13 protein-coding genes and 3 tRNA genes are annotated in these 25,433 nt (G+C 30.4%); 12 read left to right on the top strand and 4 right to left on the bottom strand.

Annotated features, from left to right (window positions below; genetic code table 11):
* Position 1 precedes the first annotated feature (1 nt).
* Both WHD07_RS07945 and WHD07_RS07940 read left to right on the top strand, forming a co-directional pair.
* Positions 2-919 carry a geranylgeranylglycerol-phosphate geranylgeranyltransferase gene (locus tag WHD07_RS07945; protein WP_105050231.1) on the top strand — a complete coding sequence of 306 codons (918 nt, stop codon included), beginning with the start codon at positions 2-4 and terminating at the stop codon, positions 917-919.
* 36 nt (positions 920-955) lie between these two features.
* Positions 956-1,810 (top strand): pseudouridine synthase, encoded by an 855-nt coding sequence (locus tag WHD07_RS07940; protein ID WP_105050232.1) that lies wholly within the window; start codon positions 956-958, stop codon positions 1,808-1,810.
* Positions 1,811-1,931: 121 nt separating this feature from the next.
* On the opposite strand, the gene WHD07_RS07935 is transcribed toward WHD07_RS07940, so the two are convergent.
* Positions 1,932-2,534 (bottom strand): RNA polymerase sigma-70 factor, encoded by a 603-nt coding sequence (locus tag WHD07_RS07935; protein WP_343330743.1) that lies wholly within the window; start codon positions 2,532-2,534, stop codon positions 1,932-1,934.
* Between the two features lie 140 nt (positions 2,535-2,674).
* Between WHD07_RS07935 and WHD07_RS07930 the strand changes: the two genes are divergently transcribed.
* The 9 genes from WHD07_RS07930 to WHD07_RS07890 all read left to right on the top strand — a co-directional run bounded on the left by WHD07_RS07930 (position 2,675) and on the right by WHD07_RS07890 (position 20,174).
* A complete protein-coding gene (locus WHD07_RS07930; protein ID WP_343330742.1) occupies positions 2,675-3,826 on the top strand; it encodes a FecR family protein in 1,152 nt (383 codons plus the stop codon).
* Positions 3,827-3,994: 168 nt separating this feature from the next.
* Complete coding sequence (locus WHD07_RS07925; protein ID WP_343330741.1) at positions 3,995-7,582, top strand: SusC/RagA family TonB-linked outer membrane protein; 3,588 nt, start codon at positions 3,995-3,997, stop codon at positions 7,580-7,582.
* A gap of 12 nt (positions 7,583-7,594) precedes the next feature.
* A complete protein-coding gene (locus WHD07_RS07920; RefSeq protein ID WP_343330740.1) occupies positions 7,595-9,145 on the top strand; it encodes a RagB/SusD family nutrient uptake outer membrane protein in 1,551 nt (516 codons plus the stop codon).
* A gap of 261 nt (positions 9,146-9,406) precedes the next feature.
* Positions 9,407-10,579 (top strand): TlpA disulfide reductase family protein, encoded by a 1,173-nt coding sequence (locus WHD07_RS07915; protein WP_343330739.1) that lies wholly within the window; start codon positions 9,407-9,409, stop codon positions 10,577-10,579.
* A gap of 26 nt (positions 10,580-10,605) precedes the next feature.
* Positions 10,606-11,802, top strand: coding sequence for a TlpA disulfide reductase family protein (locus tag WHD07_RS07910; protein ID WP_343330738.1), 1,197 nt, complete (start codon positions 10,606-10,608; stop codon positions 11,800-11,802).
* Between the two features lie 383 nt (positions 11,803-12,185).
* A complete protein-coding gene (locus WHD07_RS07905) occupies positions 12,186-13,565 on the top strand; it encodes a TlpA disulfide reductase family protein (protein WP_343330737.1) in 1,380 nt (459 codons plus the stop codon).
* 168 nt (positions 13,566-13,733) lie between these two features.
* Positions 13,734-16,547, top strand: a complete 2,814-nt coding sequence (locus WHD07_RS07900) for a pitrilysin family protein (RefSeq protein WP_343330736.1) — start codon at positions 13,734-13,736, stop codon at positions 16,545-16,547.
* Between the two features lie 121 nt (positions 16,548-16,668).
* Positions 16,669-18,633: a protein-disulfide reductase DsbD family protein gene (locus WHD07_RS07895; protein ID WP_343330735.1), complete on the top strand. Its 1,965-nt coding sequence runs from the start codon at positions 16,669-16,671 to the stop codon at positions 18,631-18,633.
* Between the two features lie 38 nt (positions 18,634-18,671).
* Positions 18,672-20,174 (top strand): aminotransferase class V-fold PLP-dependent enzyme, encoded by a 1,503-nt coding sequence (locus tag WHD07_RS07890; RefSeq protein WP_343330734.1) that lies wholly within the window; start codon positions 18,672-18,674, stop codon positions 20,172-20,174.
* Positions 20,175-20,344: 170 nt separating this feature from the next.
* Here WHD07_RS07890 and WHD07_RS07885 read toward each other — a convergent pair.
* From WHD07_RS07885 to WHD07_RS07875, 3 genes are all read right to left on the bottom strand, one after another.
* Positions 20,345-20,430: transfer RNA gene (locus tag WHD07_RS07885), tRNA-Leu, on the bottom strand.
* A gap of 349 nt (positions 20,431-20,779) precedes the next feature.
* Positions 20,780-20,865, bottom strand: a tRNA-Leu gene (locus tag WHD07_RS07880).
* A gap of 15 nt (positions 20,866-20,880) precedes the next feature.
* Positions 20,881-20,952, bottom strand: a tRNA-Gly gene (locus WHD07_RS07875).
* 297 nt (positions 20,953-21,249) lie between these two features.
* Between WHD07_RS07875 and WHD07_RS07870 the strand changes: the two genes are divergently transcribed.
* Positions 21,250-25,377, top strand: coding sequence for a hybrid sensor histidine kinase/response regulator transcription factor (locus WHD07_RS07870; protein WP_343330733.1), 4,128 nt, complete (start codon positions 21,250-21,252; stop codon positions 25,375-25,377).
* Positions 25,378-25,433: the final 56 nt, after the last annotated feature.

The following is a 25,433-nucleotide window of genomic DNA, read 5'->3' as shown; positions in this document are numbered from 1 at the left end:
TATGCCCAGTTTTAAAGCAAAAAGATTCCTTTTTAAACTTTTTAGTTTAGTTTCAGTTATAAGAGGCTACAATATTCTTGTTTTAGTTTTAGCACAATACTTAGCAGCTATTTTTATTTTTTCACCTAAAAACACACTTAGAAGTGTTGTTTTTGATGTAGATTTATTATACATCGTTCTGGCAAGTATCTGTGTGGTTGCTGCAGGATATATTATCAATAATTTTTATGATGCAAAAGTAGATAGAATCAATAGACCTTTAAAAACAGGCATTGATAATTATGTAAAGCAGTCTACCAAACTAAAACTATATTTTACTTTAAATTTTTTAGGATTTATTTTTGGTCTTCTTATTTCTGGTAGGGCAGCTTTATTCTTTGCCATCTATATTTTTGCTATTTGGTTTTATTCGCATAAGTTAAAAAAGTATCCTTTTACGGGTTTGGTTTCTGCCACTATACTTACAATTCTTCCTTTTTTTGCTGTATTTGTGTACTTTCAGAATTTTTCAAAAATAATTTTTGTACATGCAATTTTTTTGTTTTTGGTGATTATGGTAAGGGAATTACTAAAAGATTTACAGAACATGAAAGGGGCAATAGTGAATGATTATGATACTTTTCCGGTAGTTTACGGAGAGGTAAAAACAAAACAGTTATCAATATTTTTATTGCTATTAACTTTGTTTCCTGTAGTTGTTTTGTTTAGTTATCCTGCGTTAAGTTATATGAGATATTATTTTTATTTTGCTTTAATTGTGTTGGTTTTTTTAGGGTTTTATCTTTGGAAATCTACAGAAACAAAACAATATAGAATGATGCATAATGTTTTGAAAGTGTTGCTTTTAATAGGTGTTTTTTCTTTAATTTTTATTGACACCTCTCTAATTGTAGAAAAAGTAATAGACAGATTGAATTAAGATTTTTTATGCGTATTTTTGCAGAAATTTTAAGTAATGAATTCAAATAAAAACTCGTCGAGAGGACGACAAGAAGGTAAAAAAAGCACTCCACTAAGTAGAAAAAGTAAACCTTTAGCTAGAAAGAGTCCTAAAAAAACTTTTACCAAAATTAAAGAAACTCCAAAATCTGATGAAACATCAGGAATCCGTTTAAACAAATACATTGCAAATTCAGGAGTATGTTCTCGTAGAGAAGCAGACACTTATATAGAGCATGGTAGTGTTGAGGTAAATGGGAAACTAGTTACAGAAATGGGGTACAAAGTTCAGCCAGATGATATTGTTCGTTTTGATGGAACTTCTATTACGCCAGAACAAAAGAGGTATATTCTTTTAAATAAGCCTAAAAATTACATCACCACTATGGATGATGATAGAGGAAGAAAAACCGTAATGGAATTGATTTCAAATGCATCTAAAGAAAGAATTTATCCTGTAGGTAGATTAGATAGAAATACAACAGGTTTGTTGTTGTTTACAAATGATGGTGATTTAGCTAAGAAACTAACGCATCCAAAACACAATGTTCGTAAATTATATCACGCATCTCTAGATAGAAAATTAGAGTTAAGAGATTTAGAAAAATTACGAGGAGAAGTTATTATTGAGGGTAGAAAAGTGTTTATTGATGCTGTTTCTTATGTAGATGGTCAGCCAAAATCAGAAATAGGTATCGAAATACATTCTGGTAGAAACAGAATTGTTCGTAAGATTTTTGAACATGTAGGTTATAAAGTAAACAAACTAGATAGAGTTATTTTTGCCGAATTAACAAAAAGAAACTTACCAAGAGGTAGATGGAGAGAGTTAACCAATTTAGAGGTTTCTAATCTTCAGATAATGAAATAGAATCAAAAAAAAATCCAGCTTTAAGCTGGATTTTTTTTGTCTTATTTATATCGATTGTATTAAAATTTAAGAAAAAGAATACTTCCAGTAATGAAAACAATAAAATAAGATTGCTATGTAGTTATACTAAGTGTTTTAGAAAATTATATTTCTTAAAATCGAAAAACATAAAAAAAACGGCACTAGTTTTATTTTTAATTTTTTTTCTAATTATAGAAAAAGCATTAGTAATATGAAACTCAACAGTTTTAATGCTAACATTAAGATATTCAGAAATTTCTATGTTAGACAAACCTTCACTTTTACTAAGTTCAAAAATTTGTTTGCACTTTGGAGGCAATTGCTGAATGCTATCATTTACTAAAGAAATAAGTTTTTCGTTATCTTCTTCAGAACCTGAATCTATAATCGTATTTATATAATCTACATACACTTTTTCAATTCTTAAAACAGATTGCGTTTTTCTGTATTGATCTATAAATTCATTGTATACCGCTTTGTATAAAAAACTTTTTAATGAATAGCTTTCATTGATACTCTTTCTTTTTTCCCAAAGCTTCACAAAAACATTTTGAACTACGTCATCTGCCTGAATATGATTATTTATGAGGCTGTTGGCATATACACATAAACTATGGTGATAGGTGTCAATTAAATAAGAAAAAGCCTTTTTATTGCCTTTTTTTAAGCTTAAAATTAAGAGTGTGTTGTCTTTGAAATCCATTAAGATTTGGTCATATTTTTAGTTTTAGTTGCGTAAATATGCTAAAAAAATATAAGTAATTCTTTTTTTTTAACTTTTTATTTAGAAAAACCTAGGGTATTTAAATGATGCTTCGTTAGTGTAATAGAAAAGAGAAATAAATGAAGAATAAAAAGGCAGAAAGTTTAATTGCAAAGTTTATTGTAAAATCTATTTCAGCAGAAGAACTAGATAAACTATCATTATGGATAGAAAGTCCAGAGAATGAACTGTTGTTTAAAGAATATATTAAGATTAATTATGCTGTAGATTATAACTTAAGTAATTTTAATAAAGAGAAGTCTAAACTTAAAATTTTAAAAAGGATAGAATCTAAAAATAAAGTAGTAAAGTTATCCAAAGTACTAAAGTATGCTGCAGCTATTGCTTTATTGGTATCCCTTTTTGTTTTTACAAATAAGGATTATGCAGATAAGAATGATACATTAATTGTAAATGAAATACTTCCAGGGCATGATAAAGCGATTTTAACATTAGAAGATGGTAAGCAAATTGTATTAGAAAAAGGAAATGAAATAATAACAGATAAAGTAACTGGTAATGGAGATGAGCTTGTTTATAGTGATAAGTTAAAACCTAAAGTTATAGAAGAGCTTATTTATAACTATTTGACAATTCCTAGAGGAGGACAATACCGTGTAAAGTTATCCGACGGAACAGACGTTTGGTTAAATTCTGAATCTAAGCTTAAATATCCTGTGAATTTTATTGAAGGAAAAACCAGACAAGTAGAACTGGTTTATGGTGAAGCGTATTTTGATGTATCACCAAGTACAAACCATAATGGTGATAAGTTTAAGGTATTAACTAAAAACCAAGAAGTTGAAGTTTTAGGAACAGAGTTTAACATTAAAGCCTATAAAGATGAAAATAGTATTTACACAACACTCATAGAAGGAAAGGTAAGGATAGAAAACGATTCTAATAAAGTAGTTTTAAAACCTAATGAGCAATCTGTTTTAAATATAAACAACAAAGACTTTGTGGTCTCTAAAGTAGACGTTTACTCTGAAGTAGCTTGGAAAAGAGGCTTGTTTAGTTTTAAAAACAAATCACTTAAAGAGATTATGAAAGTTTTATCTAGATGGTATGATGTTGATGTTGTTTTTGTTGACAAAAAACTTGAGAACGTTGTTTTTAAAGGTGTGTTAAACAAAAATCAAAGCATTCAAGATATTTTAATTCTAATTAAAAACACAAATTTTATTAATGACTATGAAATAGATAATAATACTATTATACTAAAAAACTAAAAGTAAGAGGAACAAAGCTTAGACCGTGCAAAGTATAAGGCTTTATCCCCCCCTTTAGAATTACTAACTAATTAAATATTTAATTAACTAACAACATGCAAATTTATGGAATTTAAATTAACCTCCGTTTTTTTCTTTCTACGAAAGAAACTACTACTACTAAACATTATGAAAGCAACCATTTTCTTATTGTGTTTTAGCGTTTTTAGTATAACACCAAACAATGTTTTATCTCAAAACGCTAAAGTCAAAATTGAAGAAAATAAAAATGTAACTGTTGATGAAGTTTTTGATCTTATTATGAGTCAAACAGATTATACTTTTATTTATCAAGTAGAAATGTTTAAGAATTTACCAAAAGTGAGTCTTAAAAAAGGTGTTATAAGCGCTAATAAGCTCTTAGAAAAAAGCCTCTCTAATGGTCATTTTGATCTTAATTTCACTTCTAAAAACACAATAATCATTAAAAAAACTGAAAATAAATTACAAGAAACAATTATTACAGGTACAGTAGTTGATAGACAGGGTTTACCAATACCAGGAATAACAGTCTATGTTTCAGATAGAGAACCCGCTAAAAGACGTAACTCTCCTGATTTTATTATTAGAGGTACCACTACTGATTTTGACGGTAAATTCTCTATAAAAGCAAAAGTGGGGTATTATATTGTAGCTAATGGTTTAGGTTACCAAATGTCTGTTCAACAAGTAACTTTAGAAACACAATACACTATCACTTTAAAAGAGGAGATTAGTCAACTAGATGAGGTTGTTGTTATTTCTTCTGGTTTTAAAGAAATTTCAAAAGAACGAGTAACTGGAGCTTATGAAAGTATAAGTAAATCTCAATTAGACAAACCTGCATCTAGTATTGCAGAAAGATTAGGAGGGGTTGTTGCAGGTTTACAAAGTGTAGTAGATGCAGATGGTAATACAAGTTTTCAAATTAGAGGGCTTTCTACCCTTGGAGCAGATAGAGATCCTTTAATTGTTTTAAATGGTTTTCCTATTGAAGGAGGTTTCGAAACCATTAACCCAAATGATGTAGAAAGTGTTACTGTCTTAAAAGATGCTGCTGCAGCTTCTATTTGGGGTGCTAAAGCAGCTAATGGTGTTATAGTAGTTACAACTAAAAAAAATAGGGCAAGAGAGTTAAATGTTTCGGTATCATCATTTGTTAGGTTTTCTCCAAAGTTAGATACAGATTACACACTTAACAATGCGTCAAATGAAGACCATATTGAATATTTAAAACTGGCGTTTGATGGCACTAATTTTGGCTCTGGGTTTAGACAACCAGATGAATTTGGTATAACTGGTTTTAATACCTATTCAAATATCTATACTACATTTTACAACGGGCAGTTTGGAGTTATTTCTCTTGCAGAAAGAGATGTACAATTAGCAAGATTGGTGAATTTGGATAATAGCAATCAAATAAAGGATCATTTACTGCAAACCCCAATGGTACAGCAATTCAATATTAACATTTCGGGGGGCAATAAAAAAATGTCTAATAGTTTGTCTTTACTATATGAAGATAATAAAGACTATTTTCAAGGCAATAAGATAAACAAATATCTAATTAACTTCAATAATTCCTCTAAACTGTCTAATCGATTACAATTTAATTTTTCTGGAATGTTACAGTATAATGATGAGACTCGTAATGGTGTTGATTTAGGAACCTTGTCAGAATTATCTAGAGCAGATATGTTAATGGAAGAGGATGGTAGTTTAAGCGATTTATCTTATTTAAGAAATAATTTATATGCCATAAACCAGGTGCGTCCAGATGCCAATTTGTATCCTTATGGAGGTAATTTATTTTACAATCCAATTTCAGAGATTAAAAATAGAGATCGTGGTACTAAACGATTAAACGCACGTATTCAAACAGGACTTACCCTAGATATTTTGAAAGGTTTAGATATAACATCTAGTATTCAATATGAAGTTTTTGATACCAAGCAAGAAGATATTTATAATGAAGAAACTTATGACGTAAGGGCTGCTGTAATTAAAAGTACTACACCTAATCCTGCAGGAGGCGTTCTTACTCAAAATGTACCAAGCGGAAGTATATTACAAAGAGGTACTGCGGCAAGACCTAACGCAAGAACTAATGCATATATATTTAGAAACCAACTTAATTTTGATCGTACTTTTGCAGATAAGCACCATATAAGTTTTCTAGCTGGTACCCAATCAGAAGAAAGAGTTTTTAAAACAACTATAAATCCAACAAGCTTCGGATATAATCCAGCCACCTTACAATCATCAGGTAATGTCCCGTCAAACATTCTTACTTTAGAAAGTTGGGCTGGTCAATGGCTCGGGTTTTACCCTATAAGTGTTGCTAATCAAAACCTTAGTTTAATCCCTTTTGGGTATAGTAGTGAGGCCATACTAACGGAAGATACAGATAGGTTCTTTTCATATTATGCCAACTTAGGTTATACCTTTGATGATAAATATACAATTACTGGAAATTATAGAAATGATGCATCTAACCTAATTGCAGATGATTCATCTATACGCTCAAACCCTTTTTGGTCTGTTGGTTTAGCTTGGAAAGCTCATAAAGAATCTTTTTTAGCCAATTCAGATTGGTTAAATAGATTAAATTTTAGAACAACTTATGGTTATGGTGGAAATGTAGATACAAGTACATCAGCCATTCCAACACTAGGGCTTAATCCAACTGCAGATCCTGTAACAGGAGAGTTAACGTCTTCTGTAGCCAATGTAGGAAACCCGTTGTTACGTTGGGAAAGAACAAGACAATTAAATTTAGGAGTAGATTTTACTTTATTTAATAATAAATTAAATGGTTCTGTTAACTATTATAATAAAAAAGGAACCGATTTAATTGTGTCGCAATCTATACCCTCTGTTAACGGGAATACCACAGCTACAATTAATAATGGAGAAATGGTTAATAAAGGTTTTGAAATTGAGTTAGGTACTACATTACCAATTAAGGGTAATGACATTATTTGGAATGCCTCGATGTATTTTAGTCATAATGATAATGAAATAACAAAATTCTTTAAAACAACTTACAACAGTTTTGAATATACAGGCGCTCTGGGACCTTCTGGGGCTTATACAGAAAATTACAATGCCAATACGTTATGGTCATTTGAATATGCAGGTGTTCAAGATTTTAATGGTACCGCAGCTCCAGCGTATTATGCTCAAGATCGTGAATTTGGTTCCTTTTTAGGAAGACCTACTGGAGATGTTTCTCAATACATGCTAGCTTCTGGTACATCTGTGGCACCTACCATTATAAGTACAAGACAGTCTTTTAAAATATACGACTTTAATCTATCTTTTATTGTCGCTGGAAAATTTGGTCATAAATTTAGAAGAACCTCATTTAATTATGAATCACAAACATTCAGATCAATTAATAGTTCCGTTTCAGAAGCTCTCAACGCGGGCGATGGTTCAGAAATAGCGCCAATTATTTCAGATAGTTTCTTATATTTTAGATATAGTAATGTTGCACCTTTTTTAAATTATTCAATTGTAGATGCTTCACTTATTAGGCTGCAAGAAATTAATTTATCGTACAACCTACCTATAAGTACTACTAATAAATTAGGTATAAACAGTCTTCAATTATACCTTCAGGGTAATAATCTAGGCACTATTTTATTTAATGATTTTGGAGAAGATCCAGAATACCCAAGAGGTTCTATTCGTCCTCAAGCATTATATACACTTGGATTTAATTTAAATTTTTAAACTAGTTTACAGATGAAAACATATAAATTAATATTATTAATTTTAATAAATGTATTATTCTTTGTTGGATGCGAAGAATACTTAGACGAAGCACCATCTAAATCTAATGGGGTAATACCATCAACAGTACAAGATTTAGAGGGTTTACTAAATGACAGAAATACCTTTGTTGCAGAAAATGCAAATGAAATAATTGCTGCAAGTGATGATTACGGACTTAATAGTAATTATTTTGATGTAGATCCTCAAGAGTATAATATTTCTTTAATTCATGATGCCACCTGGAATAATGAATTCCCTGCATTTTCAGAATTTCATATTTGGGAAGGTGAATGGGAAAAGATATTCACAGCAAACTTAGTTTTAGAAGCCTTGGATTTGGTAGAGGGAAATGCAGATGATAAAGCAAACTTAAAAGCTGAAGCTCATTTTATTCGCGCCTATAGTTACTTTTTATTAGCAAACACCTATTGTTTGGCATTAAAAGGGAATGAATCTGAATTGGGGTTGCCTATTAAAGTAAGCACAAGTTTTGAAGAATCTTTAGAAAGAGTAAGCCTAGAACAGACTTACAATTTTATAACTTCAGATGTTGAAGAAGCCTTGAAGATAACGCGTAGATTAGAGGAAAAAAATGGGTATAAGAGAATATGGCGAGCTAGTACTGCTGCTGTTAATGCATTTGCAGCAAGATACTATTTAGCACTTCATGATTATGACAAAGCAGAACAATATGCGCAAAATTCTCTTGATGAACATAATACCTTAAGAAACCTTAACACAGATGTAAATCTAGTTTCTCAAATACAGAATATTGAAAGAGATGGAGACCCTAGCACTACAGAAACAGCAACATTGTTATACCCTAATTTCTTAGGGAGATTTTCTGGTGGCGAAGATAAATACATTTGGGAAGAATTTTATTATGATAGAGAAATGGTTAATAATCTCGGGGAATTATATCCATCTAATGATTTATTAAACTTATACGATCAAAGCAACGACTTAAGGTTTCAATATTTTATGGTTGAAAATCACTCTTATGTAAGAGGAGCAGATGGTATTGATAATCCGCTGTTTAGCCAAACAGGTTATACTGATGTTGTAGGAAGTAGTAGCAGAACAATTTCTGGCCCTTCTGTACCAGAAATGTACTTAATAGTTGCCGAATGTCAAGTTAGAAAAGGAAATTTTGCTAGTGGTTTAGCAATGGCTAATATTTTAAGAAGAACAAGAATGGATAATAGTGCCCCAACAAGCGCTATCGATTTATCTGCTAGTTCGCAACAAGAAGCTTTAACTAAAATTTTAAATGAAAGACGAAGAGAGTTGCCTTTTGTTTTAAGATGGTATGATTTAAAACGATACAATTCTAATGATGATGCATCTGATGATGTAGATAATTTAACTAGATCTTTTTATCCTTATTCTCAACTTGCTGTAGATGGCAGTTCATCTGTACAGGTCTATACATTACCTAAAAACTCACATGGGTATGCAAGACCAATACCCAATAACGATATTGTTACCTCTGGAGGTATTTTAAAACAAAATCAATATTAGAAGAAATAAAGGCTTATTTAAATACTAAGTAAGCCTTTTTTAACTAAATAATAGCTCTTCTTAAAGCTATCTATATTTTATGCTGCAATGTGGTGTAAAGAGATATAACAGATTATAGAAAGGTTTAGTGAGTCTTATATTATTTTTAAAACTTAGGAGTTTCGTTCATAAAACTTTAGACTTTTCTCATAGAGCAGTTTGATGGTAATGAATTAGTACATTCTAAAAGTAAAAAGTTAATTATAACAAAATATAAATAAAATGAAGAAAATAGCAATAATGTTATTGGGGTTACTGTGTTTGGTAGCTTGTACAACACAAAAAAAACATCCTAATCAGTTTACTTTAACTGGAGAAATAAAAGGATTATCGGGTAATTTGTTCTTTAGACACCCAGATAAAGAATATACAAGAGAAACTCCCGCAGATACTATTAAGGTTTTAAATGGTAAAATTCATTTTTCTGATACTATTTCAAAACTAACACTTATTACTGCTTATCCAGATTTCAGAGGACCAGATAAAAAACTTTTTAAGATACCAGCTGATAGCATGGGGTATTTTCCTGTTAAATGCGCATATTTTATGTTTTATGCCTTTCCTGGAGCAGATATTAAGGTTTCTGGAGAAGCTACAGATTTTATGAACGCGTATCCTAGTGGCGATAAATTTAATGATGCTTTAGCTGCAGCCAATAAACTAACATTTCCAAACTATAACAAAATGGGAAATATTGCGGTAGCTAATACACATGAAAAGGATTCATTGGTCATAAAAGAAAAAGAAGAAAAGGCAAATAGTATTTTTAAACAGAATACGAAGGAACTTATTGCGCATATTAAAGGCAACCCTAAATCATTGGGAGCTACTTGGTATTTAAATGATTTACTACGAAGAAGGCAAATTGATGAAATACAAGCTGAAGCCTTGTTTAAAGATTTATCAACAGATTTATCAGAATACGAAGACTATAAAAATATAGCTACTAGAATAGCGGGTATTAAGAATACCAAAGAAGGTTCTCCTGTACCTTCTATAAAAACAAATGCAACATTAGATGGTGGCGAATTTAACATCAATTCATTAAGAGGTAAGTATGTTTTAATTGATTTTTGGGGTATTTGGTGTGGCCCTTGTGTAGAAGAAATGCCAGAAGTAAAAGCTTTTCAAGAAAAATATAAAGAAAAATTGGTTGTTTTAGGCATTAACTCTGGAGACACGAAAGAAAGAGTGAAAAAATTTGTAAACGATAATAACTATAATTGGCAACAGTTATTAAGTGCCAGAAAGAGCACATCTGATAATTTTGTAAATCGATTTAACGTACAAGGTTTTCCAACAAAACTTATTATTGACCCAAGAGGAAACATTGTAAAACGCTTTGTTGGAGGGGGTGAAGAAGCTTTTAAAGAATTAGAAAAATTATTAAAATAAATCATCAATCAAAATAAATAGAAACCATGAAATTAGGATTTAAAATAAAGTATACAATCATATTTTGTCTCGTTGCAATATTAGCTTTTACTAGTTGTAAAAAGGAAGTGTCTTTTGTAGGCTATACGATTACCGGAACTGTTAAAGGTTTAGAGCAAGCTACAGTAAAATTGGTAGAGTTTAATTTTGCAGATAGAGGAGCTGAACCTAAAATTATTGATAGCACTAGAATGACAAACGGTGTTTTTGATTTTAAAGGTATTGTTGAGCATCCCGATCGTGTAACTATAATGATAGGTGAAAAATTTCACAGTGAAATTTTTTTAGAGAACAGTAAAATTACTTTAAATTTTGATACATCAGAGTCAGATCGTGGTCGACTTAAAGCAAAAGTTACAGGTTCAGCATTAGAGCAAATATATGACGTACAGCAAGCGAAAATAGACAGTATCATGAATCAGGAGAAATATGCAGTTTTAAAAAGCATAAGACCAAAAATGGACGAAGCTTATAAGTCCAAAGATGATGCTAAAATAAAAGCATTTCAAGTATGGAGTGCTCAGTTTAGTGATTTGCAAAGCCAACAGCAAAATGAACGAAGATCATTTATGATTCAATATGCAAAAGACCACCCAGAATCTGCAGTAGCACCTTGGGTTTTAGGTTTTCAGTTTAGTGAAGGACGCATGTCTAAGATGGAAATGAAAGAGATATATCCAATATTTAAAGGTGCTGCTAAACATACAGCTATGTTTAAATATTATGAAAAAACGTATGATGATATTTTTAAGGCCTTAGGAGAAGGTTCTATTGCTCCTGATTTTAAATTGAATGATGTAAATGGAAATGAAATAGCACTATCTAAAATAAATGCCAAGTACAAATTAGTTGATTTTTGGGCATCTTGGTGTGTGCCATGTAGAGCTTCTTTTCCACATTTAAAAGAATTATACAAAGAATACAAAGAAGATGGATTTGAAATTGTTGGGATTGGAACAGCCGATGATGAAGAAAAATGGAGAAAAGCGATTGAAGAAGATCAAACACCATGGATGCATTTAAATGATACTGGGGAAAATCATAAATATGGTGTTGTTGCGCTCCAATATGGAGTTCCGTTTTTGCCAACTACGTTTTTAATGGATGAAAATGAAAAAATAATCCTTCGAAATCCTAAAAAATCAGAATTAGATAATAAACTAAAAGAACTATTTGGCCATTAATAAAAGTAACACCTTTCGTTAAACTAAATTTTATAGTTAGTTACAATAAATAAAAGTTGAAAAAGGGTTCGATTAAAACCCAACTCTTTTGTTTTAAACTTTAAGACCTTGTTAGTTAGTGGGGTGTGTATTGTTGTTGCTAATGTATAAGTAGCTATTTAATCATAGCATTGATGCTACTATTGCAGGTGGCTTGTATTACCCTATGTGTAATTTACATATTGTTTTCTGCCAGAAACACAAACTAAGACTTTAAAGTTATAAGTAATTCTAGTTTTTTGTATTTCATAAAAACAGCGTTAATCTTATACCCAAAGAGGTCTTTGTCAACAAATTAAAAAAATTAAAGAAGTAATCATACTTCGAGACTAAAATATAACCAAATGAAAAAAAGAATAGTAACAATTGCCTTAGTGTTTTTTGTGCTCTGGTCTTGTAAAAAAGAAGTAGCTGTCAATTATGTTATTCTATCCGGAAATATTAACAATACTAAAGGAGGAGAATTAAAAGTTAGTTCGCTAAATGGTTTTAAAAAAGATATAAATGTTAATAATACTGGTGTTTTTTTAGATACCCTTTTTATTGAAGAAGATGGCTTATATAATTTAAGATATGAGCAGGTTAGATCTACTCCTTATTTGTCTAAAGGGGCTACAGTTCAATTTAACGTGGATGCTAAACAACCTACAAACACATTAAAATTTGCTGGAGGCCATGCTGAACTGAATAATTACTTTGCTTATAAGGCAAATAAAGATTTTGAATTCATGAAAGATAGATCAGGAAGTTTCAATGTTGAAGAATCTGCTTTTGAATCGAAAACTTTAGAGTTACAAAAAGACTTAGAAAATAAACTTAGCACTATTAAAGATGTACCTGAAAGCTTTAGATCTAAAGAAATGATAGCCATTAATTATGGTAGGTTACTAAAAAAAGCAAATTATGAAAGAATGTATGGCTATCTAAACAAAGATAGAGCATTTAAAGCTTCTGATAATTTTAAAAAAGAACTGTTAGAACTGTCTTTTGATAATGGTGAAGATTATTTACACTCTAAAGATTACCAACAAATAGTAGGTAATAATATTAATCAAAAAGCATATGGGTATTATCAAAAAGATTCATTGCCTTATCCTGAAGCTATGGCAAAATCATTATCTGAAATTAACAATGTAACCATTAGAAATATGGAGTTATACAAAAATATTTCAATGAATTTGTCAATGTCTCAGGATAAAGATAAAGATTTAAAAGATTTTTTAAATGCCTCTACCAATGAGAACCATAAATCAATCGTAAAAGCCTTATTTGAAGACTTAAAAGTATTAGATGCTGGTCAACCGTCACCTAAATTTCAAAATTTCGAAAATTATGCTGGAGGCACAACTTCTTTAGACGATTTAAAAGGTAAGTATGTTTATATTGATGTATGGGCTACATGGTGCGGACCTTGTAAATACGAAATTCCTTTTCTTAAAAAAGTAGAAGAACAATATCATGATAAAAACATTCATTTTGTTAGTCTTTCTGTTGATAAACAAAAAGACAAAGACAAGTGGAAAAAGATGATTGTTGATAAAGAACTACAGGGAACACAAATAATTTCAGATAACGATTTTAATACATCATTTGTCAACAATTATAAAATTAATGGTATTCCTCAATTTATTCTTATTGACCCACAAGGTAATATTGTTAAAGCAAATGCGCCAAGACCTTCAGAAGAGAAACTCATTGAGTTATTTAAGGAGTTAAAGATCTAAAACATTTTCAATGAAAAATTGGCATCCATACTAATTTGACATTTATGGATAGAAATCCAGATTAATAGTAGAATAATTTATATGAATTTAACATTTAATTAATAGGGGCAAATTAAGATTTTTGACTCTATGATTATATAAATGAATAACTAAAAAATAATAATCAAAATGACTAATAAAACGTTTTTAAAAACTCACGTCTTTATGCTTTTAATGGTATTGACGTCTTTTTTCTTAGATGCACAAGATACTGCATCAAAATTTAAAAAAGTGACCGAGCTTGAGGGGATAGAAGAATATTTATACACACCTAACGGAATGAATATCTTATTGGTTCAAGATAATTCGGCTCCTGTGGTAACAGTGCAAATTGTTTATCGAGTTGGTTCTAAACACGAAGTGCTTGGAAATACGGGGTCGACACATTTATTAGAACATTTAAATTTTAAAGGAACACCTACGTTTAATAAACGAAAAGGTACATCAATTGATAGTAAATTAAATAGTATTGGAGCAAGAATGAATGCCACTACTTGGTATGACAGAACCAATTATTATGAAACCATTCCTAGTGACCATATTGAGACTGCACTTCATATAGAAGCAGATAGAATGCGAAATTCTTTATTATTAAAAGAAGATAAAGATGCAGAAATGACGGTTGTTAGAAATGAATTTGAACGTGGTGAAAATAACCCAAATAGTTTGTTAATTAAGGAAATATGGGCTACAGCATATATGGCACATCCTTATCATCATAACACCATTGGTTGGCGTTCAGACATTGAAAATATGCCTATAGAAACATTAAGAAATTTTTATGACACTTACTATTGGCCAGATAATGCAACATTAACCATTATTGGCGATTTTCAAAAAGAATCACTTTTTAGTTTAGTTGACAAGTATTTTGGTAAAATTACTAAGGCACCAAATGAAATGCCACAACCATATACAACAGAGCCAACTCAATTAGGTCCAAGAAGAATAATTATTAAAAAACCTGGTCAACAAGGCATCGTATCTGTAGGTTACAAAATACCAGGTAGAATGCATCAAGATCTACCTGCACTACAAGTGTTAAGTCAAATTATAGGTTCTGGAACATCTTCTATACTTAATAAAACATTTGTAGATACAGGTATGGCGCTTTTTGGCTATTCAAGTGCTTCCAATTTTAAAGAAGTAGGATTATTTACTGTTGCTTTGGGGATTACTCCAGATAAAGATCATGAAGAGATAAATAAACAATTACTTGAGATGATAACTACAGTAAAAAATAATGGTGTAACTCAAGAAGATGTTGACCGAATTGTTGCAAAGCTAAATGCACAAACCATTTTTTCAAGAGATGGTTCAGGTAATATTGCAGGAGAACTAAATGAAGCCATCGCAGGAGGTGATTGGAAAGACTACGTTTACGGAAGTAAAAGACTTAGTAAAGTTGCAGCAGAAGATGTAAAACGTGTGGCAAATATGTATTTATTAGAAGACCAAAGCACAACGGGATATTTTGTCCCAAAAGTGGCAGGAGGTAATAAGGTAGTAGGTCAAAAGCCTGCAAATTTTATGTTTCATAATGATCTTAAATATTTTTACAGAAATCCTGAGCATGTAAATGATGACTGTCATACGGATTCTAATGTAGTAGCAGAAGAAGCAATTGCAGAGATCACTTCTGCATACGAAACCATTAAAATATCTGATAAAGGAGAAAAATTTACAAGAAAAAATGTTGCAGGTATTGATGTAATTACCGCCAAAACAGGTGCAAAAGATTTTTTAACCGTATCAGCAAGTTTTCCTATAGGAGATTATTTAAATACTAAAGGTAATGAAATGGTGCCATCCTTAACAGCGCAAATGCTAAGTAAAGGGACGCTGAAAAATGATAAATTTCAATTTTCTCAAAAATTAGAAAAACTTGGCGTTACATTAAGAGTTAATGCTAGCACTCATAAGGTAAGTATAGGTTTTAAATGCTTAAAGAAAGATTTAAACGACGTTATCACTTTATTAGCTGAAGAGTTAAGATTTCCTTTATTTAATGAGAAAGAATTTAACTTACTAAAACAGCAAAACGAGGGAGGTATGAAACGTGGATTAACAGATCCAGGTACTCAAGGCTCAATTGCGCTTTCCCAAGCTTTATATTCCAAAGGACATCCTAACTATTCTACTGATATTCAAACATCTATTGATAATTTAAATAAGGTAACATTAGATGAATTAAAAGCGTTTCATAAAACCTATTTTGGTTCAAAAGACATGCATTTAGTCGCTGTTGGTGATGTTGATACTAAAGCATTATATAAAGCTCTTAAAGTTGCTTTCAAAGGATGGACTGGAGGAGTTAAAGCTAAGGCTAGTTTTAAAAACTCAACAAAAGCAAATGCTTTAACTAAAGTGGTTACCATTCCTCAAAAACCAAGTGCAGAAATGTATATAGGACAGTATACAGGAATTCAAAGAATGGATAAAGACTTTTTACCGTTTTATATGGGTACAAGTATTTTAGGTGGTGGGTTTTCTGGGAGACTTATGCGTACTGTAAGAGACGAAGGTGGCTTAACTTATAGTATCAATGCAAGTCATTCTGGTCATAATTATGCAGATGGTTATTGGTATGTTAATGCCTCTTTTAACCCTAATTTATTTCAAAAAGGGTTAGATGCAACCATGGTTCAAGTAAAAAAATGGGTAGAAGAAGGTGTAACAGCGCAAGAATTGGCTGCTAAAAAAACAAATTTGACAGGAAGTTTTAAAGTTGGTCTTTCTACAACAGGTGGTTTAGCAGGTACTCTTTTAAGCTTTGTAGAAAGAGGATTAGAACCAAGTTATATAGACCAGTATTCTAAAGATATTGAAGCTGTTACTTTAGATCAAGTTAACACAGCCATATCAAAACATATAGATTTAAATAAATTAATTATTATAAAATCCGGGTCTTTAAATAAGGAGGGCAATCCTTTAAAAGAATAGCATCAGTCATCTTCCACTTAACATTGTTTTTATTGAATTAATCATTTTACTTAGGAAGATTTTAGGGGTTATTATCTAGATATAGTGTAATAACCCCATTTTTAATTTAAAAATAACCAAAATGAAAAAAGTATTATTTTTTTTAGTCCTATTCGTTAGTTTAGGAGTATTCTCTCAAATAGAAAACCCAGTAACCTGGTCTACGTCTATAAAAAAAGTTTCTGATACAGAATACATTTTAATTACTGAATCTGCTATAGAACAAGGTTGGCATTTGTATTCGCAAAGCGTTCCAGAAGACGGTCCAATTCCTACTACTTTTAAGTATATAACCAATGAATCTATTGTTTTAGATGGAGAAACCATAGAAGAAGAAGGACATACTATTGATGATCCTATTTTTAATATGAGGATTAAATTCTTCGAACATAAAGCTGTTTTTAAACAAAAGATTAAAATTTTAGGAGATGTAAATCAAATAAAAGGAACTGTAGAATTTATGGTTTGTGATGATTCTAGATGTCTTCCACCCACAGAAGTCGATTTAAACTTTGTTATAAACCCAGGAAAACCTGCTGTAGTAAAAGAAAATAAACAGACCGATGTTGTTGCTACTAAAAATGTAAACAAGAATAAAAACTCTTCTGAAAAGAAAGGGTTGTTTGCCATTTTCTTTATTGCTTTTTTATCTGGTTTTGCAGCGTTATTAACACCATGTGTGTTTCCGATGATTCCTATGACAGTCAGTTTTTTTACAAAACAAAGTAAAACCAAAGCAGCCGGAATTAAGAATGCTATTATTTACGGAATCTCTATTATTGTAATCTATGTATTGCTTGGAGTATTTGTGAGTCTAGTTTTTGGAGCTGATGCCTTAAATGCATTGTCAACAAATGTTTGGTTTAATGTAATTTTCTTTTTATTATTATTGGTTTTTGCAGCTTCGTTTTTAGGTGCTTTTGAAATCATGTTACCTAATTCTTGGGCAAATAAAGTAGACTCTCAAGCAGATAAAGGCGGGTTAATTGGTATCTTTTTTATGGCCTTAGCTTTAGCAATTGTTTCTTTTTCATGTACAGGCCCAATTGTAGGAACCTTATTAGTAGAAGCAGCATCGGGCGGTAGCCAGCTAGGTCCAATTGTAGGTATGTTAGGTTTTTCTTTAGCAATTGGCTTGCCATTTGCATTGTTTGCAGCTTTTCCAGGGTGGTTAAATTCTTTGCCAAAATCTGGAGGATGGCTTAATACTGTAAAAGTGGTTTTAGGATTTTTAGAATTAGCCTTGGCTTTTAAATTCTTGTCAAATGCAGATTTGGTTTTAGATTTACATTTGTTAGAAAGAGAATCGTTTTTAGCCATTTGGATAGCCGTTTTTGGAGCTCTTGCATTTTACTTATTCGGAAAAATACAATTACCACACGATAGCCCACTTACACACATTTCTGTGGGGCGATTAAGTTTAGGGTTAATAGTTATGTCATTTACAATTTATATGATTCCGGGATTGTGGGGAGCACCTTTAAATTTAATTAGTGCATTTCCGCCACCACAACATTACAGTGAATCGCCTTACGGAGTTGGATTTTCTAAGTTAGGAAGTGGAGAAGCTGTACATTCTGATATTCCAGATGGAGCTCATTTAATGGCGCCACATGATATTTTAGCTTTTAATGATTATGACAAAGGCTTAGCCTATGCAAAAAAAGTAGGAAAACCAGTATTGATCGATTTTACAGGTAAAGCATGTGTAAATTGTAGAAAGATGGAACAGAATGTTTGGGTAAAACCAAGTGTTTTAGGTGTGCTAAAGAATGATGTAATTCTAATTTCATTGTATGTAGATGATAAAAGACCTTTACCAGAAAATGAGGTTGTAGAATCAAAATTAAAACCGGGTAAGAAGTTAAAATACATCGGACAAAAATGGAGCGAATTACAAACAATTAAATACAAAACAAATACACAGCCAATGTATGTGTTGATGGATCATAATGAAAATAATTTGATAGATCCTGTTGCTTATACACCAGATGTAAAAGCCTATAAAAATTGGTTAAAAGACGGTGTTTCAAACTTTAAAAAGTAATTTTTATTTTAAATAAATTCTTTTAAAACCTGTTAAAAATGAATTCATTACTTGATAAAAAAGATACAGAATTAGAACTGTATTTTAATAAGTTTAGGAAAAATATAGTTGGTGTAGATCAAACGTTTATGTTTCCATCCGGAGAAAAAAAACTTATATACACAGATTGGACGGCAAGTGGTAGACTCTACCGCCCAATTGAAGAGAGATTACTAAATGATTTTGGTCCTTTTGTGGCCAATACACATACAGAAACATCAACTTGTGGTGCAGCAATGACGCTCGCTTATCATGAAGCAAGAACAAAAATAAAACAACATGTAAATGCATCAGAAGATGATGTATTAATTACAGAAGGTTCTGGTATGACTGGTGTTGTAAATAAGTTTCAAAGAATTCTAGGATTAAAAGTTTTAGAAAACTTAAAAGATTATACTGCAATTCCAGAAGCTGTAAGACCTATTGTTTTTGTGTCACATATGGAGCATCACTCAAACCAAACTTCATGGTTAGAAACTATTGCGGTTGTTAAGGTAATTCCTTGTAATGATCAAGGTCTTATTTGTTTAGAAAGTCTAGAAAAGCTTTTAATAGCTTATGAGGCGCATCCTATAAAGATGGTTTCTGTAACCGCGTGTTCAAACGTTACGGGTATTAAATTACCCTATCATAAAATTGCAGGAATTACACATAAATACAATGGACTTTGTTTTGTAGATTTTGCTTGTTCTGCACCTTATGTAGATATTGATATGCATCCCAAAAATGAAGAAGAATATCTAGATGCTATTTTCTTTTCACCTCATAAATTTCTTGGAGGTCCTGGTAGTTCAGGAGTTTTAATTTTTAACAAAAAGTTATATAAAAATACGGTACCAGATAATCCTGGAGGGGGAACGGTTAGTTACACAAATCCTTGGGGACAACATGATTATTTTGACGATGTAGAAACTAGAGAAGACGGCGGTACTCCAGCATTCTTACAAACCATCAAAATAGCACTTGCGATTCAGTTAAAAGAGGAAATGAGTGTAAAGATGATAAAGCTTAGAGAAGATGAGATGAATTCTCGTATTTTTAAAACATTAGAAGCTTTACCAGGAGTTAATATCTTGGCTCCTGATCAAAAAGAAAGATTAGGAATCTTTTCATTTTATTTTGAAAATTACCATTTCAATTTAGTGGTTAAACTATTAAATGATCGTTTTGGTATTCAAACACGTGGTGGATGTTCTTGTGCGGGTACTTATGGTCACTTTTTGTTAAATGTAGATCAGCAAACCTCAAGGAATATAGGGCTTCAAATTCACGAAGGTTGTAATACAGAAAAACCAGGTTGGGTTCGTTTGTCGATACACCCAACAATGACAAACAAAGAAATTGATTTTATTTGCGAATCCTTATTAGAACTATCTAATCATATCAAAGAGTGGTCTAGAGAGTATCATTATGATATAATTAAAAACGATTATATACATAATACCATTGAATCTTTGGAAGGTAATTTGGTACAAAGTTGGTTTAATCCTTTAACTGTTTAAGCAGATACTAAAGTGTAAAATAAATTTTAAAGAACCTTTTTAGAAAGACGATATACTTGTTTTTCTAAAGAGGTTTAGTTTGTTGTTTGAAAGTTGTCCCAAAAAGGCAATCAAAAAAGTTTATAAAATCAAAAAACCGTTGAAAATCGCAAGATTAACAACGGTTATTGTACTGAAGGCGGGACTTGAACCCGCACGGCCATTACTGACCACTGGATTTTAAGTCCAGCGTGTCTACCAATTCCACCACTTCAGCATTGGTCTTTTATGTAGCAAAGCAAAAAAAATATACATCTTTAATATGATATACTTTTTACTTTATTATTTTTATGAACTTTTATTCTTACCCTTATTTCTAAGAGAGGTGCAAATATAGTGTCTTTTTATTATAAAATCACAATTTTTAAGATAAAAAAATACTTTTTATTTTGTTTTTTAAGAAGTAATTTTTATTTAGAGGGTAAGTGGTTTATTTCTATGTGTTTAGCTTTTTTTTATAAAATTGTAAAAACTTAAAATTATTGAATTTTAAAAAAAAAGACAGAAGTTTTAAGATTGTAAAAGCAAAAAACCGTTGAAAATCGTAAGATTAACAACGGTTATTGTACTGAAGGCGGGACTTGAACCCGCACGGCCATTACTGACCACTGGATTTTAAGTCCAGCGTGTCTACCAATTCCACCACTTCAGCATGGTAATTGAACAGAGCGAAAGACGGGATTTGAACCCGCGACCCCCACCTTGGCAAGGTGATGCTCTACCCCTGAGCTACTTTCGCAGTCATTATTTTAATAAGAACTTTTCTTTTTATTACTCTTATTTCTAAGAGCGGTGCAAATATAATATCTTTTATTGTTTAGGCAAATTTTTATTTCATTTTTTTGAAAAAAAATCAATTTTTTTTATTTGGTTGTTTTTACTTAGAAAAACAATTACATTTATATTGAATTAAAAGGGAAGTAAATGTAGTTGTTGCTAGCCTAAAATTTAGTTTTTTTGTAATCTCATTGTTTAAATAAAGGAAAGGTTAAAGTTATCTATTGATATTTACTTTTTTTGAAGCTCATTTTAATGTATGTTTAATAAGTTTAATTTTCTGTTTTTAGTGTTTGTGTTTTTATTTCTGAATATTAAAGCACAAGAAAATGAGTTTGCAAATGTAAAAAAAATTACAATATCAGATGGGTTAGCGCATAATGGAGTTACTTCTGTTTTAAAATCGAATGATGGTTTTTTGTGGATTGGTACTTATGTGGGGATTAGTAAATATGATGGGTATAAATTAACCACTTTTAAAAACACCATAGATAAGGATATTCTAACAAGTAATAGGGTAAGATCAATTGCCGAAGATTATAAAAATAATTTATGGATAGGTACTGATCAAGGGTTAACGGTTTATAAATCTTCTCAAGAAAAATTTGTAAAAATATATTCTAATAAACTGATAGGCAAAGATAGTAGTGGCCCTATTATTAGAAAGGTTTTTATCAATAAGAAAAACGATAAAATTTACTGCTTAACAGAGGGGAATGGAGTGTTTCTTTTCGATGAAAATTATAAATTATTAAATCAGTTTGTTCCACTAGTCAAAGATCCTAACGAGCTAACTTTTTATGATGTTCTTGAATTAAATGATGGAAATTTAGTTTTTACAACTTCTAGTGGATTGTATTTTTTTGACATCAGCGAAAATAGTTTTAATAAAATTTTAGATCCTGATATAGAATCTTCAACAGGTATTATTGCAATAAATGAAACATTATCTCTTGTTAATTTAACAAAAGGTATTGGGGTTGTTTGTTATAATAAAGTGAATAATGAGTTTACCTTAATAAAAAAAATACTTACAGATAGACAGTTTAACCGTTTGTGTGTAGACCCAAAAGGAGATTTGTGGTTAGGTGCTATGAATAAGGGGCTTATGAAAATTAAAGATATTAAATCTGTAATTAATTGTAACAACATTCAGCCATTTGTAAAATATCACTTTAAAGACAGTGTAGATAGATTAAGAATAAGTAGCATTTTATCTACATCAAATACTATTTGGGTAGGATCTTATAATGAAGGTTTATATCAATTTAATATAAAAGAGAGTCCTTTTAAGAAGTATAATAAAGAGATGAATTATAAATATGGTATTGCTTCTAACAGTGTTACCAATTTTTCTAGTTTAGATGATAAAAGAGTTTATGTAACCGCAACATTTGGTGGTATTGGTTTGTTTAATACAGAAACAAGAAAGTTTGAACCATTGCCTTTTAACCTTCCAGAAAAGTATTTATTAAGTGTTTCTTCGGTTTTTGTAGATTCTAAAAAAAATACTTGGTTTAAAGTTACTGGTGCTGGTTTTTTTAGAGTTAAAAAAGGAGAAAAAAACATAGAAAAAGTTAAGGCTTCTGTTTTAAAGAATATTTCACCTCATTCATTTAGATCTTATACAGAAGATAAGTTTGGTAATATTTGGATTGGTTGTTCTCAGGATGTCTATAAAATATCATTAGACAAATTTAATAACATTAAAAGTTTTGAGTCTTTAAATAATACCCCTTATTTTGAGAAGAAAAAACTGTCTTTAGCTAGGTTTGTTTATGCAGATCCTTTAAAGCCTTTTATATGGATTGGAGCAGATTCTGATGGTTTGTTTAGAGTCGAAAATTCAGAAAATAAACCTTTAGAAAAGTTAAGTGTAAGACAATTTTTACAGGATAAAAATAATAAAAAATCGTTATCTAGTAATTTTGTAACATCGGTATTAAGGTTACCTAATAATGATTTATGGATTGGTACAGAAAGCGGAGGAATTTGTAAAGTGGAGGAAAATAATGGGGTACTCGAGTTTTTTCCGTTTACAGAAAAAGATGGACTTTCTAACAATGTTGTAAAAAGTATACTATATGACAATGAGCATGGTTTATGGATTTCAACAAATATTGGATTAAATAAGTTTGATTTAAAAAGTAAAGTATTTAGAAAATTTAATTTAGCTGACGGTTTGCCTTTTGAAGATTTTTGGTTTGCTTCTGAAAAATTAAAAAATGGAACCTTACTCTTTTCTGGATTAGATGGTTTTTGTTATTTTAATCCAACAGATATTATCAATAAAGAAGAATTACCGCAAGTAGTATTAGAGGATTTTAAATTATTTAATCAAAAAATTTACCCTGGAGATACCATTAATAATAGAGTTCTTTTAACGAAAAGTTTATCAGAATTAAATGAAATAACCTTGCAGTATAATGAAAATGTTTTTTCGTTAGATATTGCGAGTTTACACTTCTCTAATCCTAAGAACCATTCATTAAAATACATGCTATCTCCAACCAATACAGATTGGATTGAAACAACATCTACCGATAGAACAATTAACTTTAGTGGTTTGCAACCAGGGGAATATGTGTTAAGTTTTATGGCTTCTAATTCTTTAAATGAATGGACAGCTCCAAAGAAATTAAAAATAACAATTGTGCCTCCTTTTTGGAAAACTAATACGGCATTTTTTATATATGCGTTGCTTGCTATTTTCTTGCTTTATCTAGTTGTGTTTATTATTACTAAAATTCAATCTTTAAACCATAATGTAGCCATAGAGAAATTAGAAATAGATTCTGTTAAGAAGTTAAATGAATCTAAATTACGTTTCTTTTCAAATATTTCTCATGAAATTAAAACGCCTATAACACTTATTTCTGGACCTATAGAAGTATTATTAGAAAGGTATAAGAATAATCTTGATGTTTCAGAAAAACTAGCACTCGTGCAGCGTCAAACAAAAAAAATTAGACAGTTAGTAGATCAAGTTCACGATTTTAGAAGGGCAGAGGCGAATTTGTTAAAAATGAATTATTCTCGTTTTAATTTTAATGATTTTTTACAAGAATTATCAAATGATTTTATGTTTTTGGCAAGTAAAGATCAAAAACATTTTGAACTTGTTGCTAAAAATAAAGATATTATAGTTTCTGCAGATAAAGGTAAAATAGAAAAAATTTGCAATAATTTAATAAACAATGCTTTTAAATATACAAAAGCGGGTGATACAATTAAAATTGAATTTAGTTGTGTTGAAAAAGATTTGATTATTTCTGTGAGTGATACGGGGATGGGAATTGAAGAAGAAGATTTAGAACATGTTTTTGAAAGATTTTATCAATCTCAAAATACACAAGCAGAACATATTTCGGGTTCGGGAATTGGTCTTGCATTTTCTAAAAAATTAGTAGAAATGCATTATGGCTATATAAAAGCCGAAAGTAAAATTGATCAGGGAACTACTATTAGTATTCAGTTGCCAATTGTAAAACAACAAGTAGAAAAAGATGAAAAGCTAGATGAAGCAACAGTAATACTACCTAAGGAAAAAGAAATTGTTATTGATAAACAAATAGTACAAGAAGATTTAACAACGGTTAGTGTTAGTGGTGAGTTTTCTGAATCCTTGGTCTTTTATGCTGAAGATAATTTAGAAATGAGAAACTATGTTTCTGGCATATTATCTAAGTATTTTACGGTAAAATCTTTTAGAGACGGACAAGAATGTTTAGATGCTTTAGAGCATAATTGGCCAGATATTGTTATTAGTGATGTGCAAATGCCTGTGTTAAATGGGTTAGATTTATGTATCGCCATAAAATCTGATTTAAAAACGAGTCATATTCCTGTAATTCTGCTTACAGCTTTAACTAATATAGAAGATCATGTTAGAGGATTAAGAGATGGGGCAGATGCTTATATAAAGAAACCTTTTAATGTACAACGTTTAATTACAAATACAGAAGCATTACTTAATAATAGAAAACAATTAAGAGAAAGGTATCAAGTTGGTATTCCGTTAACAAAAGAAAACAATAAGAATAATAGAAATGATAATGCATTTTTAGAAAAGTTGTATAGTATAATGGAAGAAAATCTAGATAATCAAGATTTCGATATCAATACATTAGCTAAAGAACTCTATTTGAATAGAACACATTTTTATCAGAAAGTAAAAGTGTTAACAAATCAAACTCCTTTTGAGTTGATAAAAATGTATCGTCTTAAAAAGGCAGCTCAATTTTTAGTGCATAAAAAACTGTCTGTAAATGAAGTTTTTTTAATGACAGGTTTTAAAAGTAGAACACATTTCACAAAAATATTTAAAGAAAAATACGAAGTTTCTCCAAGTAAATATGCGAAAGAGAACGAAGATAAGTTTTCTTAAATACCTTTTTTATTGCTTTATAAATATAATCACTCAACTTTACATGTATGTAATTC

It is taken from the genome of Polaribacter staleyi (assembly GCF_038024045.1).
GTDB classification, from domain to species: Bacteria; Bacteroidota; Bacteroidia; order Flavobacteriales; family Flavobacteriaceae; genus Polaribacter; species Polaribacter butkevichii.
Note: the sequence above shows the minus strand (reverse complement) of the source record. Positions and strands in the feature narration are given on the sequence as shown.

Bases quoted from the DNA above. Each gene is read 5' to 3' on its own strand.
- WHD07_RS07910 (WP_343330738.1), top strand. From the start codon at position 10,606: ATGAAATTAGGATTTAAAATAAAGTATACAATCATATTTTGTCTCGTT.
- WHD07_RS07925 (WP_343330741.1), top strand. From the start codon at position 3,995: ATGAAAGCAACCATTTTCTTATTGTGTTTTAGCGTTTTTAGTATAACA.
- WHD07_RS07940 (WP_105050232.1), top strand. From the start codon at position 956: ATGAATTCAAATAAAAACTCGTCGAGAGGACGACAAGAAGGTAAAAAA.
- WHD07_RS07900 (WP_343330736.1), top strand. From the start codon at position 13,734: ATGACTAATAAAACGTTTTTAAAAACTCACGTCTTTATGCTTTTAATG.
- WHD07_RS07920 (WP_343330740.1), top strand. From the start codon at position 7,595: ATGAAAACATATAAATTAATATTATTAATTTTAATAAATGTATTATTC.
- WHD07_RS07915 (WP_343330739.1), top strand. From the start codon at position 9,407: ATGAAGAAAATAGCAATAATGTTATTGGGGTTACTGTGTTTGGTAGCT.
- WHD07_RS07870 (WP_343330733.1), top strand. From the start codon at position 21,250: ATGTTTAATAAGTTTAATTTTCTGTTTTTAGTGTTTGTGTTTTTATTT.
- WHD07_RS07935 (WP_343330743.1), bottom strand. From the start codon at position 2,534: ATGGATTTCAAAGACAACACACTCTTAATTTTAAGCTTAAAAAAAGGC.
- WHD07_RS07895 (WP_343330735.1), top strand. From the start codon at position 16,669: ATGAAAAAAGTATTATTTTTTTTAGTCCTATTCGTTAGTTTAGGAGTA.
- WHD07_RS07930 (WP_343330742.1), top strand. From the start codon at position 2,675: ATGAAGAATAAAAAGGCAGAAAGTTTAATTGCAAAGTTTATTGTAAAA.
- WHD07_RS07905 (WP_343330737.1), top strand. From the start codon at position 12,186: ATGAAAAAAAGAATAGTAACAATTGCCTTAGTGTTTTTTGTGCTCTGG.
- WHD07_RS07945 (WP_105050231.1), top strand. From the start codon at position 2: ATGCCCAGTTTTAAAGCAAAAAGATTCCTTTTTAAACTTTTTAGTTTA.
- WHD07_RS07890 (WP_343330734.1), top strand. From the start codon at position 18,672: ATGAATTCATTACTTGATAAAAAAGATACAGAATTAGAACTGTATTTT.